The following is a 17,327-nucleotide window of genomic DNA, read 5'->3' on the forward strand; positions in this document are numbered from 1 at the left end:
TTTATCGCTTCTAGCTAAAAGCGGTATTAATATAGATAGCCGCACAATTTAATAATATAATTAACAGCAATACAGCTCTTGATAACTCTTTTGATAAGGCGCAAAAAGCCATGGCTGAAAATATTTGCAAAAGTTTGCCAATCAATACCCCTGCAAATATGCCAAATTCATAAGCTAAATATCGCACTACTAAGTTTGCTTCCAGAGCAATGCTATCCTTAATCATAAACTGCAGAGTCGTTACGTAATCTAAGGTGGCGGTTAATAGCAAAATAAACCAGAAAATCCGATACTTCTGTAAAGCATAAAATAGGTTTTGCTGTAAGGAAACCTCTCTGTCTAATATGGTCATAGTGATTTGAGCGGAAAAAATAAAATCCATTTTAAAGCAATCCGTGCGGGGACACACTCACTCCAAAGTAATGATAATAGACTAAGAAGTTTAGCTGGCTTTGCTAATTTTTCCATGTTTGCGGCAATTATATCCACTTTCAAATAAATAGAGTCAGATCTAAATTAAATCATATTTAATTTAGATCTGACTCTATTTATTTCCTTGCTGCATTCAAGGCCAAAAAAAACCTGCAGTAGCAGGTTTTTTAACAACAATTGGATGCAGATTTAAATTCTACAGTTGCGGACCTGCAGCAACTAAACCAGCACCGTGGTCATTGTCGGTAAATTTGTCAAAGTTGCTTACAAAGCGTTTTGCTAAGTCTTCAGCTTTAGTATTCCATTCACTTGCATCTGTATAAGTATCACGAGGATCCAAAATGCTGCTGTCTACGTTATTTAGAGCTTTTGGTACAGATAAGTTGAACATTGGTAATGTTTGAACTTCAACATTATCAATTGAACCATCTAAAATGGCATCAATAATTGCGCGAGTATCTTTAATTGAAATACGTTTTCCTGTGCCATTCCAACCAGTGTTTACCAGGTAAGCTTCAGCACCAGAGGCTTGCATACGTTTAACTAATACTTCGGCGTATTGAGTCGGATGTAAACTTAAAAATGCTGCGCCAAAACAACTTGAAAAAGTAGGCGTTGGCTCTGTTATACCACGTTCAGTACCAGCTAATTTAGCGGTGAAGCCTGACAAGAAGTAATATTCAGTTTGCGCTGGAGTTAATTTAGCAACAGGAGGTAGTACACCAAATGCATCAGCTGTTAAGAAAATAACTTTTTTTGCATGTCCTGCCTTAGAGACCGGCTTAACGATGTTTTCAATGTGATGAATTGGGTAAGAAACACGAGTGTTTTCTGTTTTTGAACCATCATCGTAGTCAATTGCACCGTCGTTGTTTACTACAACGTTTTCTAATAGAGCATCGCGACGAATAGCATTAAATATATCTGGTTCGTTTTCAGCGCTCAAGTTGATGGTTTTTGCATAACAACCACCTTCAAAGTTAAATACGCCGTTATCATCCCAACCATGCTCGTCATCACCAATTAGTTGACGTTTAGGATCTGTTGATAATGTTGTTTTTCCAGTACCTGATAAACCGAAGAAAATCGCCGTGTCGCCATCTTTACCAACATTGGCACTACAGTGCATTGAGGCGATACCTTTAAGAGGTAATAAGTAGTTCATCATTGAGAACATACCTTTCTTCATTTCGCCGCCGTACCAAGTACCACCAATTAACTGCATTTTTTCAGTTAAGTTGAAGGCAACAAAGTTTTCTGAATTTAAACCATGCTCTTGCCAATCTTGGTTATTCGTCTTAGCACCGTTCATTACGATGAAGTCAGGCTCGTAGCTTTCAAGCTCTGCATCCGTTGGACGAATAAACATGTTTTTAACGAAATGCGCTTGCCAAGCAACTTCTGTAATGAAGCGTACTTTTAAGCGAGTGTCATCATTAGCACCACAAAATGTATCAACAACAAATAAACGTTTACCAGAAAGTTGCTCGGTAACGAGTCCTTTAATATGCGACCATGTTTCAGGTGTCATTGGTTTGTTATCGTTTTTACCTTGATCAGACCACCACACAGTGTCGCGACTTACGTCATCACGAACAATGTATTTATCTTTAGGAGAGCGTCCTGTAAATATACCCGTATCTACAGCAACAGCACCTGATTCAGTGACTGTGCCTTTTTCATAACCTTCGAGGTTAGCTTTAGTTTCTTCTTCGAATAATAATTCATAAGAAGGATTGTAAACAATCTCAGCTGTTTGGTTGATACCGTATTGCGATAAATCGATGGTCTTCGCAGTAGTCATTTTGACAAGCTCCTGGCCGCGTTAGAGTAAAAGGTCTAAAAAACATTTGTATTGTGTGAATAGTAACGAAATTGTTAGGAGATTAAAAGGTAAAATGTAGCCAATAATGAAAGTTTTTCAAGGCCATTACAAAAAAGGCGCTAACATTAGCTGTAATGGGGAGTTTAGCTATATGTTAGTGCCGTTTATTATAAGAAAAATTATATAATTTAAAGTTAACTTTTCTAACTTGCAAAGTATAATTTTATTAACCTAATTACTTAGTTTGGGTTAAGTAATGGATTCAATTTTTCTTGATCGAAGTGGTAATTAGTTTTACAAAAATCACAAGTGATGTTGATTTGTTGGTGCTCATTTAAATGTTCAATAATTGCCTCTTTGCCCATGTTGGCAATGGCCGCTAAACATTTATCTTCAGAGCAACCACAAACAAAACTCACTACTTGTGGTTCGAACAAACGCACTTGTTCCTGATTATACAAGCGGTACAGCACTTCATTTGCGTCTAAATTAAATAATTCATCTGGCTTAATTGTCGCAGTTAACTGACTGATATGCTCAAAATCGCTCATTTGTTGTTCTTTATCTTCTGAATCAGGTACCACTTGCAGTAAACACCCTGCGGCTTGAATTGTAGTGGTATCAGCAAATAACCAAATTTTAGTGGCAAGTTGTTCCGATGTTGCAAAATAATGCTCTAGACATTCGGCTAAGGTTTCACCTTCAACAGCAACCACACCTTGATAGCGTTCGCCTTGTTTTGGGATAATAGTAATAACCATATTGGCTTTACCCATTAAATCTTGCAAGCTTGTACCCTTGATTTCGCCTTCTATACTGGCTATGCCGCGCATTTGTTGTAAATTATCACCATTAATGACAGCATATTTTACTGGGCCATTGCCTTGAATTTGAACAGATATTTCACCTTCAAATTTTAATGTTGCCGTTAGTAAGCAAGTCGCCGCCATTAATTGGCCGAGTAAATCGGTTACTGCAGCCGGGTAGTCGTGGTTGGTAATGATCTCTTTAAAACTTTTATCTAATTGTACTAACTCACCACGAGCATGGGTGTTGTCAAATAAGTAACGATTTAATACATCAGTATTGGTGCTCACTAATTACATCCTTTCTTTAAATTCACGTATTTTACGACGCTGTTTTTTGTCTGGTTTACTGTCACTTGCTGGGCTTAACAATATGCCCTGCTTTCTCGCCGTGCTGACTTTTTCGCGTGTTTCGATACTTTGCTTGGTTTCTTCATAAAGTGTCTGTGCGAATGTTGCATCACGGCGCCTGTCCGCGAGTGCGATAACAGTGACTTCTTTTTCATCAAAGCCTTGGCGAATTCTAATTTTGTCGCCAAGTACGACATGTTTACTCGACTTACTGCGTTGACCATTGTAAAACACTTTACCACCATCAATCATTTGTTTGGCAATGGCACGAGTTTTATAAAAGCGAGCAGCCCAAAGCCACTTATCAAGGCGAAAGTGTTCAGTATTCGATAATTCTTTGTCTTGATGCTTGCCCATACTAATGACCCTGGTAAATTTGCGCGAAAGTTAACATATTTAGCAGCAATTCTCTACAATAGAGACTATATTTTAACTGATTAATTGCATAAAAAATGCACTAAAAAGTTACCGTTTGTAATAACTTGCGTAAATGAAGGGGGCTTGGGTAAGATTAAAGTGAATTATTGGATAATATCTTGGTCTGTACACTATAGGTTACAGGAAACATGTAAACCAACTGTAAACCTATGGAATATGACAAAAAAAATGCCCAAAGTAACTTGTTGCTACGCGCTCGGTCACGTATTATCAGGAGCAGTTAAAATTTATTACCTTTTATATAAGTATTTAAAAACATCATGGATTTAGCGCAAATTACAATTCGGTTACAGTCTTTATGGCAACAAGTGCCACAAAAACGACTAACACAAGCGTTAATCTCTTTGTTGGTAGTTTATATCGCTTATTGGAGTGCCAACTTTAGTTGGACGCTTTATCCTGAAGCTGAAACTAAATTATCAGCTTCAGCGCTCAGAGCGACAACAACTACTTCAAATCAACAAATAAATACTTCGGCAATTCGAAATTTAAACCTGTTTGGCGAATACAATAAAGAACAACCAGTCGTTAAACAGATTGAAAAAATTGAATCAGCTCCAGAGACTCGTTTGAAACTTACTTTAACCGGTTTAGTTGCTTCCGATGACCCGGCCACAGCAGCTGCTATAATTGAATCTAAAGGTAAGCAAGAAACTTACGGAATTGATGACAAAATCGAAGGCACTCGAGCAATTTTAAAACAAGTACAAAACGATCGAGTGATTATCGAATCATCGGGCCGTATGGAAACGTTAATGTTAGATGGCTTTGAATATACACAGGGCAATAGCCGTGACGTTATTGAAACTGAGCCAACTAGAAAAACGGTAAAAAATAGTGTTAAAACTAGTTTAACCAATAAAAATGCCAAGGACTCTGAAAAAAGCGCTCGTATTAAAGAGCGAGTAGCTAAAGCGAGAGCTGATATTTTAGATAATCCTGGTAAATTAACCGATTACATTAAAGTGTCGCCTTATCGTAAAGACGGTAAAGTAACAGGTTATCGTTTGATGCCAAGTAAAGATCCTGAATTTTTTGCCGGAGTAGGTTTATTACCAGGTGATATTGCCATACAAATCAATGGCAAAGATTTAACTGATATGCGTGAAGCTCAAAAAGCGCTAATCGAACTGCGTAAAGCAGAACATGTAGACATACTAGTAGAACGAAACGGTGAATTACACGACGTTTCTTTAGGCTTAAATAATTAATTGGAGAGTTTCATGCGCCTGAATCTTAGCGCAAAACAGTTTAAACGTGCATCCGCAAATATATTGGCGGCAATAACCATGGCTTGTACCTTGTGCATTGCATCAGCATCTGCTGCTCAATATTCACCTAACTTTAAAGGCACGGAAATCACTGAGTTTATCAACATTGTTGGTAAAAATTTAAAGAAAACCATCATAGTTGATCCAAAAGTGCGCGGTAAAATTAACGTACGTAGTTATGATTTATTAACTGAGCAACAGTATTACCAATTTTTTCTGAACGTTTTAGAGGTCTATGGTTTTGCCGTTGTTGAAATGGAAAATAACGTAGTTAAAGTAATTCCAAATAAAGATGCTAAAAGCGCTTCTATTCCTGTAGTTGGTGATAATAACCCAGGCATGGGTGATGAAATGGTTACCCGCGTTGTTGAAGTTAAAAATGTATCGGTGCGTGAATTATCTCCGTTATTGCGTCAATTGAGTGATCAGGCTGGTGGTGGTAACGTAGTTCACTATGAGCCGTCCAACGTAATTATGCTTACCGGTACTGCTGCGGTAGTGAATCGTTTGGTGAATATTATTACCCGCGTTGACAGAGCTGGTGATCAAGACGTACAAATAGTGAAGTTAAAATACGCATCAGCCGGTGAGATGGTACGTATTATTGAAAACATTAACAAACCTACTTCTGGTAAATCTGACACTCCTGCATTTCTAATCCCTAAAATTGTTGCCGACGACAGAACCAACTCGGTTATTATCAGTGGTGAAGGCCAGGCTCGTGATCGTATTGCTCGTTTAATCGAAAAATTAGACAGCGAATTAGAATCGTCAGGCAACACTCGTGTTTATTATCTTAAATATTCAAAAGCTGAAGATTTGGTCTCGGTGTTACAAAGCGTCAGTGATTCGATGCAAAAGAGTGCTACCGCATCAAAAACCACCTCTAAAACTTCGACTAGTCGTAGCCGCTCATCTGGTACTCGTAATGTCAGCATAGAATCGCATGAAGACACTAATACCTTGGTAATCACTGCTGAGCCAGATATGCTGCGTTCGCTTGAATCAGTTATTCGCCAACTAGATATTCGCCGAGCACAAGTGCTCGTTGAGGCTATTATCGTTGAAGTGTTTGAATCTGATGGTGCACAGTTAGGTGTGCAATGGTTCCATGAAGAAGGCGGTTTTACTCAGTTTAATAATGGCATAGTGCCAATTAGTGGTGTTGCTGCTGGTGCAATCGCAGCTGAAGGTGAAGAAGGTAATACCGTAACGACTATTGATGGTAATGGTAATCCGGTAACAACTACAAACCCTGATACCGATGGTGACTTTACCATTTTGGCGCAATTATTAGGTAACGTGAACGGCATGATGTTTGGTGTTGTAGAAGATAACTGGGGCGCTATTGTGCAAGCGGTTAGCTCTGATGTTAATTCTAACATTCTTGCTACGCCAAGTATTACTACCTTAGATAACGAAGAAGCCTATTTTATTGTCGGCCAAGAAATACCAATTATTACTGGTTCTGCTACGGGCAGCAATAATACTAACCCATTCCAAACGGTAGATCGTAAAGAAGTTGGTATTAAATTAAAGGTAACACCACAAGTAAACGAAGGTTCAGGGGTACAATTAACCATTGAGCAAGAAGTGTCTAGTGTAAGTGGTGCAACAGGCGTCGATGTTTCAATCAATAAACGTGAAATCAAAACTACAGTAATGGCTGATAGTGGCTCTACTATTATTCTTGGTGGTTTAATTGATGAAGACGTGCAAGAAAGCATGCAAAAAGTACCGTTTTTAGGCGACATTCCTATCTTGGGGCATTTATTCCGCTCAACCGGTAGTACAACTCGCAAGCGTAATTTAATGGTGTTTTTAAAGCCCACGATTATTCGTGACGGCGATTTAATGGAATCCATCTCAAAAGAAAAATATAACTATATTCGTGCCGATCAAATACGGAAACAAGAAAACGGGTTAGCCTTGATGGATAACGCGGTGCTGCCGTTGTTACCGAGTTGGAGTGATGAATTAGAATTGCCACCAACATTTGATGAATACATGGAAGAGCGCGCGATAGAAGAGTTAGGGAAAGACTTAACCGAAGCTGAAAAGCAAGATGCAAAAAAATGAGTAGTACCGATACATTATCCTCTACAGACAGCACAATTAATGAAGAATCTGTAGTGCTGACAGAGCAAGAATTGCTTGCACAAAATGAGCTCGCTGAGGAGGAAATACCACAGCTACCTTATCAACTACCGTTTGGTTTCGCCAAGCGCCATAGTGTGCTGGTTGAATCAGATGATAATGATTTAATCTTGCATGTTACTGAAACTTTAAAGGCCGATATTCTACTTGAAGTACGCCGTTTTTTAGGGCGCAGGTTTAGTGTTAAGAGTCATAATGCTGAAGAGTTTGAACGATTACTAACTCTTGCATATCAACGAGACTCATCGGAAGCACAGCAAATGATGGAAGATATTGGTAATGAGGCGAATCTATATTCGTTAGCCGATGAAATTCATGAAGCTGAAGATCTGCTTGAAAACGAAGATGATGCGCCAATCATCAAATTAATCAACGCGATGTTGTCTGAAGCTATTAAAGAAAATGCCTCAGATATTCACATTGAAACCTTTGAGAAAGTGTTAAAAATACGCTTTCGTGTCGATGGTATTTTGCGTGAAATATTAAAGCCAAATCGTAAGCTGGCATCAATGTTAGTATCGCGTATTAAGGTTATGGCCAAGCTCGATATTGCTGAAAAACGTGTACCACAAGATGGTCGTATTTCATTAAGAATCGGTGGTCGAGCAGTGGATGTTCGTGTATCAACAATGCCATCTAGTCATGGTGAGCGCGTGGTACTGCGTTTATTAGATAAAAATGCCGCCCGTCTGAATTTACAAGATTTAGGTATGACTGATAAAGGTCGTGAAACCTTTACCAGTGTTATTAATAAGCCACACGGCATTATTTTAGTGACCGGGCCAACCGGTTCAGGTAAAAGTACAACGCTTTACGCTGGTTTAACCCAAATTGATGCCAATGAAAGAAATATTTTAACGGTAGAAGACCCTATCGAATTCGCTATTGAAGGCATTGGCCAAACGCAAGTAAATACGAAAGTGGATATGACATTTGCCCGCGGTTTACGGGCAATATTACGTCAAGATCCGGATGTAGTTATGGTTGGTGAAATTCGCGACCTTGAAACGGCTCAAATTGCTGTGCAAGCAAGTTTAACGGGTCACTTAGTACTGTCAACATTACATACCAATACTGCCGCTGGCGCTATAACCCGATTAGAAGATATGGGCGTTGAGCCATTCTTATTATCATCGAGTCTGTTAGGTGTGTTAGCGCAGCGCTTGGTGAGAACCTTATGTGTGCATTGTAAAGAAGCGCATGTGGCTTCCGATGAAGAAGCTAAATTATTAGGTATCACTAATAACAAAGAACATTTAATTTATCGTGCCACCGGGTGTGATAAGTGTAAAAATCTAGGTTATAAAGGCCGTACTGGCATTCATGAATTGTTAGTTGTTGATGATAGTGTGCGTGAGCTTATTCAAAATAACGCTGGTGAGCAAGCCGTTGAAAAACTTGTGCGAAGCCATACACCAAGTATTCGTGATGATGGTTTTGGAAAAGTGTTGGATGGGCAAACTACCCTTGAAGAAATTTTACGAGTAACTAGAGAAGACTAGTTATGCCAGCATTTGATTATCAAGCGGTAGATTCCCGCGGTAAAAATAAAAAGGGTGTTGCGGAAGGCGATAACGCACGGCAAGTACGCAGTCAATTGCGGGAACAGGGCTTAATTCCAATTGAAGTTACGCCCAGTTTAGAAAAAGCTAAAAAAGACTCAAGCCGTCCAAGTTTTGGTGAGAAAAAAATATCAGCTGGCGAGCTGGCTTTGATTACTCGTCAACTAGCGACGTTGGTTGAGTCGGGCCTGCCACTAGAAGAAGCCTTGATTGCCGTTGCTGAACAGTGTGATAAAGACAAACTCAAAAGTATGTTGATGTCGGTACGCTCAAAAGTTACCGAAGGATATGGTTTAGCCGAATCGATGGCAGAATTCCCCAGCGTATTTGATAATTTATTTCGCGCCATGGTTTCTGCCGGAGAAAAATCAGGCCATTTAGATAATGTACTAAACCGTCTTGCCGATTACACCGAACAACGCCAACACATGAAGTCACAGTTGGTGCAAGCACTTATCTACCCGATAATTATGACTATTGTTGCTACTGCGGTGATTGTTATTCTATTAGTTGCGGTAGTACCGCAAATTGTTGGTCAGTTTGAGCATATGAGCCAGGAATTACCAGGTACAACGACCTTTTTAATTGCGGTCAGTGAATTCTTACAAGACTACATTCTATTTATTATTGGCTTTATCGTTATTGCCAGCATGTTGTTTAAGCAAATGATGAAAAAAGCGGCGTTTAAAATGCTCGTACATCAACGCGCATTGGCTTTACCTATATTGGGGAAAGTGACGCGGGGCTTGAATACCGCGCGTTTTGCCCGCACATTAAGTATATGTACAGCGAGCGCCGTGCCTTTACTGGAAAGCATGAAAATTGCAGGCGCAGTATTGACCAATGTTCATATTGCCGAGAAAGTTGAAGAGGCATCAGGGCAAGTGCGTGAAGGCGCAAGCTTGCATGCATCTTTGAAGAAAACAAAATTGTTTCCACCAATGATGTTACATATGATCGCCAGTGGTGAAAAGTCGGGTGAATTAGAAAACATGTTAGGTCGCGCGGCCGATAACCAAGATCGTGAATTTGAAGCTGTGGTGAGTATTTCACTGAAAGTGTTCGAACCGGCGCTCATGGTGAGTATGGCTGCGGTGGTATTATTTATCGTTATGGCTATTATTCAGCCAATAATGCAATTGAATACATTAATTTAGGTAGTAAAAAATGAAAGTTACACACAAAAAAGTAAAAGGTTTTACCTTACTGGAAGTTATGGTTGTTATCGTAATTTTAGGTATTTTAGGTGCTATGGTTGTACCTAACCTTATGGGAAACCTTGATACTGCAAAGATCAAAACTACGGTGTCTGATATTGGCGCGTTAGAGCAACAGTTAAAACTATATAAAATGGCCAATTATAATTTTCCGTCGACTGAGCAAGGATTAGAAGCTCTTGTCGAAGAAACTGATATTGAACCATTACCCCGTCGTTTTCCTGAAGGTGGTTATTTACCACGTTTACCGATAGATCCTTGGGGCAATGAGTATGTATTATTAAACCCAGGAGAAAACGGTATAATTGATGTATTCAGTGCGGGTCCTGATGGTGAAGTAGGTACTGAAGATGACATTGGCAATTGGAATGTTGAAGAATTTAGATAAGCTCTAATTTTTCACAAGTAATGAACAATGAATAATGAAAAATGATAGGGGATTTACACTACTGGAAGTGATGTTAGTACTGCTGGTTATCGGTATGCTGTTAAACACACTTGTTGGTAATCTAACTCGTTCCCCTATTGAAGATAAACTTGAGCTTGATAGTCAAAAATTTTCGGCTTTGTTTAATTTGGCAAGTGAGTATGCGTTATTAAATAATATTGAGTTAGGTTTACTCGTTGAAGAAGATAGCTATCAGTTTTTGGCGTTTGATGGCATCAAGTGGGTACCCGTTCCCGAGCAAGACAGCCTAATTGAAGAAATATTCGAAGAGCCTTTTTATCTCACCCTTACCTTAGATGAACTGCCTGTAGATGGGCAAATGATCATCAGCCAATCAATGTTTGAAGAATTTGAAGATGAACAGGCCTTTGAGGATGAAGAAGAACTGCTTTATCCACAAGTGTTCATATTATCCGGCGGTGATATCACCCCGTTTAAGTTAACCTTCAGTTATGATGATGATTTTGACGAGCCGATGTACTTCGATGTAACAGGTACATACACTATTCCACTGGTTATCGAAGGGCCTTTTTTTGATGAACAGTAATAAAGGTAGGGGCAGAGTAATAACCAAAGGGTTTACCTTAATAGAGGTTATGCTGGCATTAGCCGTATTTTCTTTTGCTGGGGTCGCATTATTGAAAGTAGCTGGTTCAAGCTTATTGGGCACCGCGCAATTAGAAAAATTAAGCGTAGCGGGCTGGGTCGCTGCAAACCAGTTGGTTGAGGTTAACCTTGATCAATCATGGCCACCAAAGAAAAAAACGGGTAAAACTGAAATGGCTGGCCGCGAATGGCATTGGCAACGAATTATCACCCCGACCGAAGATAAAAACATGCGTGCGGTAAGTGTTGAAGTACGTGAAAATGAAGCTGATAAACATTCAATCACCAGTATCATGACTTATGTCAGTAATCCTAAGGCGCAAAAATGACAAATTCGCGCGGCTTTACGTTACTGGAAGTACTTATTGCTATTGTACTGTTTTCGTTTATATCACTGTCCGGCGCTAAGCTATTAACGACAATAATAGACAGTAGCGAGCAAGGTAAAGTGCACAGTGATAGACTGGCTACCCTGCAACGCGCATTTTTAGTGATGGAACGAGATTTCATTCAAATGACCCGCCGCAGTGTGCGTTTAAACGGCGATACACCATTAAAAACATTCATCCATACTAATGAATCAACATACTCTTCTAACACTCATGGTATAGCCTTTGTGCGTCAAGGCTGGCGTAACCCAGCGTTATTATTACCACGTAGTGATGTACAAGCCGTGGCCTATCAATTAGAAGAAGATGTATTGAATCGTCTGCATTACATATTTGTTGACTCAGTCACCGGTGAAGAACCCAAAGTTAGGCCATTAATTTCTGACGTGGAGAAAGTAGACTTTGAATTTTTTAATGGTAAACAATGGGTAAGCGAGTTGCCTGAAGAAGATTTGCCTATGGCAGTTGCTATTGAAATTGAAATTAAAGATATAGGCTTAATTAGACGTCAATTCTTAGTTCCGGGTAGTGCAGATCCAAATGCTGAAAGTGATGATTAAGATGACTATACTTAAACTTCAGCGACAAACGGGTGTGGCGTTAATCACAGTTATGTTAGTGGTGGCTATTGCAGTAGTGTTAGCGACTAAAATGAGCAGTGCATTAATTTTTCAAATACAGCGTACTGATAACCTTAACTCTAATCAACAAGCGTATTGGTATGCTATGGGAGCAGAGGCATTTGCCAAATCAGTGTTAACTCTTTCGTTTAAAGAAAAAGACGATAAAGCGGTTACTCATTTAGGTCAGCCTTGGGCGTCTGGAGAAACGAGTTTCCCTGTAGATTTAGGTACTATTAGCGGTGAAATAACCGACATGCATGCCTGTTTCAATTTAAACTCATTAATAAACAAAAAACAAAATAATGATGAACAAGGAAATGTTCCAGGCTCAAACCCTGATGAAAATGAACCACCAGAAGAAGATGATAAACAAGGTGGAAGTAATAAACCACCTGGTAATACTGGCAGTAGTGGTAAAGTAATAGAAAATAAAGCCAAAGTCGCTTTTATTGAGTTGATAAACTTATTAAATATTGACGGTATAGGCAGCTTTGAGGCTGAGTCGATGGCGGAAGCATTAATCGACTGGCTTGATGAGGACTCTTCTATTGCAAGTGCCGGCGGTGCTGAAGATAACGACTATGCCGCCAAAGAGTATCCTTATTTAGCGGCAAACAGTTTATTAGCGAGCGTGAATGAATTAAGGTTAATAGAGCACTTTACTCCACAAGTGATCTTTGCGTTAAAAGATTATGTCTGTGTGATCCCCAATTCGGATACACATAAAATAAACATCAATACAATTGATGAAGAGAATATAGAATTATTACAAGCTTTATTAGGCGGCGTAGACGCCAGTGCCGCAGAAGAAATATTTTCTGAGCGTGGTGAAGAAGGTTTTAAAGATATTAGTGAATTTACCAGTTTACCTGCAGTAAAGTCACTGAAAGATTTTAGTCAGTTCAAACAACAATTTGTTGTAGATAGTGAATACTTTAAACTGACTACTAAAACATCATTTAATGATAGTTACTTTAGTATGAATTCAATTATGAAAATAAATAAAGACGAAACCATTAGCGTGGTTAACAGAAGTATTGGAGTGAATTAATGCGAGAAAATTTATATATTCGCATTGGTAGTCAAGAGTCAGATCCAATTCAGTGGTTAATCACTGCTGAAGGTGAAACCGATGAAATAGCCAGTGGTGAGCTCGCCAATAAAGAAAACCTTAGTGAGCTGACAGAGAAAGCGAAAAGCCGCACCGTAAAAGTGATTATTAATGGTGCTGACGTGCGCTTGCATAGCATAACTGTGCCGGGGAAATCTGAGCGAGCGATAAAAGCTGCTGCGCCATATATGCTAGAGGATGAGTTAGCGGATGATGTAGAAGACTTATTTTTTGCATTTTCCAGTAAACCAAAAAATCATAGCGGTGATGAAAATTGCTTTTTTGCTGTACTTGCTCACCAACAACTGGAAACTTGGCTGTCTTGGTTTAGCGAAAGCGAAATCACCGTTAAAACTATGGTGCCTGACTTTCTCGCTTTGCCAATTGTCGAAAATAGTTGGACTGCACTTGCTATTAACCAGCAAATTATCATCCGCAGCCAAAGTTGGCAGGGGTTTGTGGTAAATGACACCATTGCAGAATTGGTTTTTGCGCAGTTATTAGCTGAACAAGAAGAACCGCAACAAGTTGCCACTTATTCACCAATAACTGTTACTGAAGAACAAATTGAAATTACGGCTATGCCAGAAGAGTTACCACTACTATTACTGGCTAAAGGGTATGAACAGCAATCATTTAACCTTTTGCAGGGTGAATACTCAGTAAAAGAACAGCGTTCACCAGAGCTCAAAAATTGGTTATGGGTTGCCGGCATTGCAGTGTTTGCTTTATTGCTGAATTTGACCGGTAAAATTGTTGAGTTAAACCAATTACAAGGTAAATACGAGCAAGTTAGCAATGGCATAGAAACTGATTATAAAAAGGCATTTCCAAAAACAAAGCGCGTGCGCTTATCTACGGTTAAACGCCAAATTACCAGTAAACTAGCTGAGCTTGGTGGTGCAACAGCTGATTCAGGGTTGCTGGCAATGCTAGAGAAAGTCCAGCCTGCATTTATGAAAGTTCCAAAACTTAAGCCAGAATCGTTACGTTTTGATGCGAAACGAAATGAGTTGCGTTTATCAGTAACGGCAAACGATTACCAAAGTTTCGAGCTATTTAAACAGGCATTAGAGCAGGCGGCATTAACGGTTGATACCGGAGCACAAAATAACCAGGGTGATGTAGTAACCGGGTCATTCAATATTAGGAGTAAGTCATGAAACAATGGTGGAAGGGCTTAAATCCAAGAGAGCAACAATTAGTTGCTGCTATGTCTGTTATCGTAGTGGTTTTTTTATTTATTAGCGTCGTTTGGCAACCATTGAATACTAATATTGAAAAATCACGAATTAAGCTAGGTAAGCAACAAGAGCTTGCCGTCTGGGTAAGCGAAAATTTAGCTCAATATAAGCAATTACAAAAAAGTGGTGGCAATAAATCATCTGGCGGCAGCTTATCAAGTGTGGTAAATCGTACCGCTAAGCAGAGAGCAATTGCAATTGCAAGAATGCAACCGCAAGGTGACGACTTACAAGTATGGATTGACGAAGTTGCTTTTAACGATTTGATCACTTGGCTCGAGCATTTAACCACTAACGAAGGCGTTATTATTCAAGCTGCAGATATTGCTGTGGGCAACGTTGCCGGTACTGTTAAAGTCAGACGTTTACAATTAGGAAAAGCATAATAATGCAACTGCAAGACATTAAGAAGTATTCGGCTATTGGCGCCGGATTTATTGCCTTATATTTAATATTTTTAATTTCATCAGCACCCGCAGATAAATTGATTACACAAGTACCACTGCCTAAAGGGGTGAGCTTACAAGGTATATCTGGGTCAGTGTTTTCAGGCAAAGCCAGAACGGTCACCATAAATAAATATACCGTCAACAATATTGAATGGTCAGTGAGTCTATTATCGCTGTTAACCTTTGATCCAAGTATTACCATTAATTTTGGTGATCGTTTAGGTAGTGTGTCTGGCTCAATGGATTTATCTAATCTGGGACCAGAAATACTTATTGAAAACGCCCAGATAATTGTTGATGCCAATGAGATCGTAACTCAGCTTAACTTACCAATAGATCTAAATGCTGGCGGCCAAATAAAGCTTAATGTTGCTTCTTATGGCATGGGTAAGCCGGTTTGTGCAGTTGCCAATGGGATTATTTTATGGGATAACGCTAATGTGAACGCGATGGACGAAGATATCGACTTAGGTTCATTACAAGCTTCTTTATCCTGCAATAAAGGCGCGTTGGAAGTTACCGTTGATCCAAAGAATGATTTAGGTCTAGAGCTTACTGCTAACGCATACAGCATGAAAAGAGTCACGGCAGATGGTTACCTAACCCCAGGAGATAAATTTCCTCATGCTCTTAGACCCGTACTCGGTTTTATTGGTAAAAAAGATTCGAAAGGGCGCTATACCATTCGTTTATAAACTGGTTGGTTTAACCTTAATAAAACGCTGCAGGGCTATCGTCGATAAGCGGTAGCCCGTTTAAATGAGCAATTTTTACTAATGACTTGGTTGGATAATTAGTGAAAATTCCATCGACACCTAAATAATGCATCTCGCTGATATCATCCTCATCATCAACGGTGTATACAAATACTTTCAAGCCACGCTGATGAGCATCATTTACAAATTTTTGATTAATAAAATCTATATTAATATGTACACTGTAAGCATTTAAGTGTTGGGCAAACTCGGCGTAAGTTAACGGGCAACTTGCGGTTAACGCGCCAATATTTAATTCTGGCTTGATCGATTTAATCTCAAAAAGTAGATGATGATTAAATGAAGAAAATAAAAACTGATTATAGCTAAAATTATATTTGATAATGGCTTCATCGATAAGATCTAAAACCGGTAGTACGGTTTGATCTGCTTTTAATTCAATGTTTAGATGGCATCTGCCATTTATAGTCGCTAACACTTCTTCTAGAGTCGGTACTTGCTGACCTTTGCCGGCATCCAGCTCACGTATTTCCTTAAAAGACAGTTTATTAATTTTACCCTGGCCGTTAGTGGTTTTATTTACCCAACGGTCGTGGATCACAATAAGTTCACCATCGCTAAGGTGGACATCAACTTCGATGGCATCTACCTGCATGGCTAATGCTTGTTTTATTGCTAATAGCGTGTTCTCTGGCTCATGGCCACTTGCACCTCGATGCGCAAAAACAAGCATACTTATTCTTACTCCGAAGTTGTTACATTTGCATAGGTATCACCTAAACGAGTTACCGTTTCAGGACCTGCATCTTCGGTAAACTCTATAGTGTTTGCTGGGAAACAACACACGGTAGTTGAGCCCAGTTTGAAACGCCCCATTTCTTCACCTTTAGCGAGGTGAATAACACCTTCGCCTTCACTTGGATAAGTCCAGGTTGTGACTTGCTTTTCTTTGCTTGGTGCAATCGTTCCTGCCCAAACGGTTTCTATACTGGCGACAATTGTTGCGCCAACTAATACCATCGCCATAGGGCCAATAGCCGTATCGAAAATAGCGACTACTCGCTCGTTTCTGGCAAATAAATTAGGAACATTTTGCGCGGTTAAAGGGTTAACTGAAAATAAATCACCAGGTACAAAAATCATTTCACGTAAGGTACCGGCAATTGGCATATGAATACGATGATAATCTTTAGGAGCTAAATAAATGGTAGAAAACTTACCCCCCCGAAATGGTGCCGCGGTTTCAGCTTTACCACCTAGTAGGGTTTCTAAGGAATAGTTGAAACCTTTAGCTTGAATTAATTGATCATTAATAATGTCGCCCTGTTGGCTAATTGCGCCATCAACCGGGTAACAAATTTCATTTTCATCAGGGTTAATTGGGCGCGCGCCGTCAACTAATTCACGAGTAAAAAAGTCGTTAAAGGTAGCAAACTCTTTAGGGTCTTGTATTTTTGCCTGACTCATATCTATGCCATAGGCTTTTATAAAACGCTTTATTGCAAATGTTGTTAATGGCCCGCCTTTACCAGCAGCTAACTTACCAACTAAGCGTGATAAACCATGTTTTGGCATTGCATATTGCAAAGCAATTTTTAAATTATCAACTGACACTAGAGTTTCCTTTTTCATTTTAGAAAACGCCAAGCAGGAAATAATGTCTACTTGGCGTAATTTATTAT

18 protein-coding genes are annotated in these 17,327 nt (G+C 39.3%); 12 read left to right on the plus strand and 6 right to left on the minus strand.

What is annotated here, in order from left to right; all coding sequences use genetic code 11:
- Positions 1-10: 10 nt before the first annotated feature.
- From RI844_RS15025 to hslR, 4 genes are all read right to left on the minus strand, one after another.
- A complete protein-coding gene (locus tag RI844_RS15025) occupies positions 11-382 on the minus strand; it encodes a hypothetical protein (RefSeq protein ID WP_348395484.1) in 372 nt (123 codons plus the stop codon).
- A 246-nt stretch (positions 383-628) separates the two neighbouring features.
- Positions 629-2,236 (minus strand): phosphoenolpyruvate carboxykinase (ATP), encoded by a 1,608-nt coding sequence (gene pckA, locus RI844_RS15030; RefSeq protein ID WP_348395485.1) that lies wholly within the window; start codon positions 2,234-2,236, stop codon positions 629-631.
- A gap of 260 nt (positions 2,237-2,496) precedes the next feature.
- The gene (gene hslO, locus RI844_RS15035; protein ID WP_348395486.1) at positions 2,497-3,354 is read right to left on the minus strand and encodes an Hsp33 family molecular chaperone HslO; all 858 of its coding nucleotides are present in this window, start codon (positions 3,352-3,354) and stop codon (positions 2,497-2,499) included.
- Between the two features lie 3 nt (positions 3,355-3,357).
- Positions 3,358-3,771 (minus strand): ribosome-associated heat shock protein Hsp15, encoded by a 414-nt coding sequence (gene hslR / locus RI844_RS15040; protein ID WP_348395487.1) that lies wholly within the window; start codon positions 3,769-3,771, stop codon positions 3,358-3,360.
- A 341-nt stretch (positions 3,772-4,112) separates the two neighbouring features.
- Between hslR and gspC the strand changes: the two genes are divergently transcribed.
- The 12 genes from gspC to RI844_RS15100 are packed head-to-tail and all read left to right on the plus strand — an operon-like array spanning position 4,113 to position 15,624.
- Complete coding sequence (gene gspC / locus RI844_RS15045; RefSeq protein WP_348395488.1) at positions 4,113-5,063, plus strand: type II secretion system protein GspC; 951 nt, start codon at positions 4,113-4,115, stop codon at positions 5,061-5,063.
- A gap of 12 nt (positions 5,064-5,075) precedes the next feature.
- Positions 5,076-7,202: a type II secretion system secretin GspD gene (gene gspD, locus RI844_RS15050; RefSeq protein WP_405054407.1), complete on the plus strand. Its 2,127-nt coding sequence runs from the start codon at positions 5,076-5,078 to the stop codon at positions 7,200-7,202.
- On the plus strand, positions 7,199-8,782 hold the full coding sequence (gspE, locus tag RI844_RS15055) for a type II secretion system ATPase GspE (protein WP_348395489.1): 1,584 nt from the start codon (positions 7,199-7,201) through the stop codon (positions 8,780-8,782). Before gspD ends, gspE begins: the two co-directional genes overlap by 4 nt.
- Before the next feature lie 2 nt (positions 8,783-8,784).
- Positions 8,785-9,999, plus strand: coding sequence for a type II secretion system inner membrane protein GspF (gspF, locus tag RI844_RS15060; RefSeq protein WP_348395490.1), 1,215 nt, complete (start codon positions 8,785-8,787; stop codon positions 9,997-9,999).
- Between the two features lie 10 nt (positions 10,000-10,009).
- Positions 10,010-10,447, plus strand: a complete 438-nt coding sequence (gene gspG / locus RI844_RS15065) for a type II secretion system major pseudopilin GspG (RefSeq protein WP_348395491.1) — start codon at positions 10,010-10,012, stop codon at positions 10,445-10,447.
- Between the two features lie 34 nt (positions 10,448-10,481).
- Complete coding sequence (locus tag RI844_RS15070) at positions 10,482-11,054, plus strand: prepilin-type N-terminal cleavage/methylation domain-containing protein (RefSeq protein WP_348395492.1); 573 nt, start codon at positions 10,482-10,484, stop codon at positions 11,052-11,054.
- Positions 11,044-11,442: a type II secretion system minor pseudopilin GspI gene (gene gspI / locus RI844_RS15075; RefSeq protein ID WP_348395493.1), complete on the plus strand. Its 399-nt coding sequence runs from the start codon at positions 11,044-11,046 to the stop codon at positions 11,440-11,442. The genes RI844_RS15070 and gspI overlap by 11 nt, the downstream gene beginning before the upstream one ends.
- The gene (gene gspJ / locus RI844_RS15080) at positions 11,439-12,062 is read left to right on the plus strand and encodes a type II secretion system minor pseudopilin GspJ (RefSeq protein ID WP_348395494.1); all 624 of its coding nucleotides are present in this window, start codon (positions 11,439-11,441) and stop codon (positions 12,060-12,062) included. The genes gspI and gspJ overlap by 4 nt, the downstream gene beginning before the upstream one ends.
- 1 nt (position 12,063) lies before the next feature.
- Positions 12,064-13,176: a type II secretion system minor pseudopilin GspK gene (gene gspK, locus RI844_RS15085; RefSeq protein ID WP_348395495.1), complete on the plus strand. Its 1,113-nt coding sequence runs from the start codon at positions 12,064-12,066 to the stop codon at positions 13,174-13,176.
- Positions 13,176-14,399, plus strand: a complete 1,224-nt coding sequence (gspL, locus tag RI844_RS15090; protein WP_348395496.1) for a type II secretion system protein GspL — start codon at positions 13,176-13,178, stop codon at positions 14,397-14,399. Before gspK ends, gspL begins: the two co-directional genes overlap by 1 nt.
- The gene (locus tag RI844_RS15095; protein WP_348395497.1) at positions 14,396-14,866 is read left to right on the plus strand and encodes a type II secretion system protein M; all 471 of its coding nucleotides are present in this window, start codon (positions 14,396-14,398) and stop codon (positions 14,864-14,866) included. Before gspL ends, RI844_RS15095 begins: the two co-directional genes overlap by 4 nt.
- A gap of 2 nt (positions 14,867-14,868) precedes the next feature.
- Positions 14,869-15,624 carry a type II secretion system protein N gene (locus RI844_RS15100; RefSeq protein WP_348395498.1) on the plus strand — a complete coding sequence of 252 codons (756 nt, stop codon included), beginning with the start codon at positions 14,869-14,871 and terminating at the stop codon, positions 15,622-15,624.
- Positions 15,625-15,640: 16 nt separating this feature from the next.
- Here RI844_RS15100 and RI844_RS15105 read toward each other — a convergent pair whose 3' ends face one another.
- Entirely contained in the window at positions 15,641-16,378 is a 738-nt protein-coding gene (locus RI844_RS15105) for a glycerophosphodiester phosphodiesterase (RefSeq protein WP_348395499.1), read from the minus strand.
- 8 nt (positions 16,379-16,386) lie between these two features.
- Positions 16,387-17,259, minus strand: coding sequence for an archaetidylserine decarboxylase (asd, locus tag RI844_RS15110; RefSeq protein WP_348395500.1), 873 nt, complete (start codon positions 17,257-17,259; stop codon positions 16,387-16,389).
- Between the last annotated feature and the right edge of the window lie 68 nt (positions 17,260-17,327).

It is taken from the genome of Thalassotalea fonticola (assembly GCF_032911225.1).
GTDB classification, from domain to species: Bacteria; Pseudomonadota; Gammaproteobacteria; order Enterobacterales; family Alteromonadaceae; genus Thalassotalea_A; species Thalassotalea_A fonticola.

Coding starts and splice junctions, on each gene's coding strand:
- RI844_RS15025 (WP_348395484.1), bottom strand. CDS start 382: ATGGATTTTATTTTTTCCGCTCAAATCACTATGACCATATTAGACAGA.
- pckA (WP_348395485.1), bottom strand. CDS start 2,236: ATGACTACTGCGAAGACCATCGATTTATCGCAATACGGTATCAACCAA.
- hslR (WP_348395487.1), bottom strand. CDS start 3,771: ATGGGCAAGCATCAAGACAAAGAATTATCGAATACTGAACACTTTCGC.
- gspC (WP_348395488.1), top strand. CDS start 4,113: ATGGATTTAGCGCAAATTACAATTCGGTTACAGTCTTTATGGCAACAA.
- gspD (WP_405054407.1), top strand. CDS start 5,076: ATGCGCCTGAATCTTAGCGCAAAACAGTTTAAACGTGCATCCGCAAAT.
- gspE (WP_348395489.1), top strand. CDS start 7,199: ATGAGTAGTACCGATACATTATCCTCTACAGACAGCACAATTAATGAA.
- gspF (WP_348395490.1), top strand. CDS start 8,785: ATGCCAGCATTTGATTATCAAGCGGTAGATTCCCGCGGTAAAAATAAA.
- gspG (WP_348395491.1), top strand. CDS start 10,010: ATGAAAGTTACACACAAAAAAGTAAAAGGTTTTACCTTACTGGAAGTT.
- RI844_RS15070 (WP_348395492.1), top strand. CDS start 10,482: ATGAAAAATGATAGGGGATTTACACTACTGGAAGTGATGTTAGTACTG.
- gspI (WP_348395493.1), top strand. CDS start 11,044: ATGAACAGTAATAAAGGTAGGGGCAGAGTAATAACCAAAGGGTTTACC.
- gspJ (WP_348395494.1), top strand. CDS start 11,439: ATGACAAATTCGCGCGGCTTTACGTTACTGGAAGTACTTATTGCTATT.
- gspK (WP_348395495.1), top strand. CDS start 12,064: ATGACTATACTTAAACTTCAGCGACAAACGGGTGTGGCGTTAATCACA.
- gspL (WP_348395496.1), top strand. CDS start 13,176: ATGCGAGAAAATTTATATATTCGCATTGGTAGTCAAGAGTCAGATCCA.
- RI844_RS15095 (WP_348395497.1), top strand. CDS start 14,396: ATGAAACAATGGTGGAAGGGCTTAAATCCAAGAGAGCAACAATTAGTT.
- RI844_RS15100 (WP_348395498.1), top strand. CDS start 14,869: ATGCAACTGCAAGACATTAAGAAGTATTCGGCTATTGGCGCCGGATTT.
- RI844_RS15105 (WP_348395499.1), bottom strand. CDS start 16,378: ATGCTTGTTTTTGCGCATCGAGGTGCAAGTGGCCATGAGCCAGAGAAC.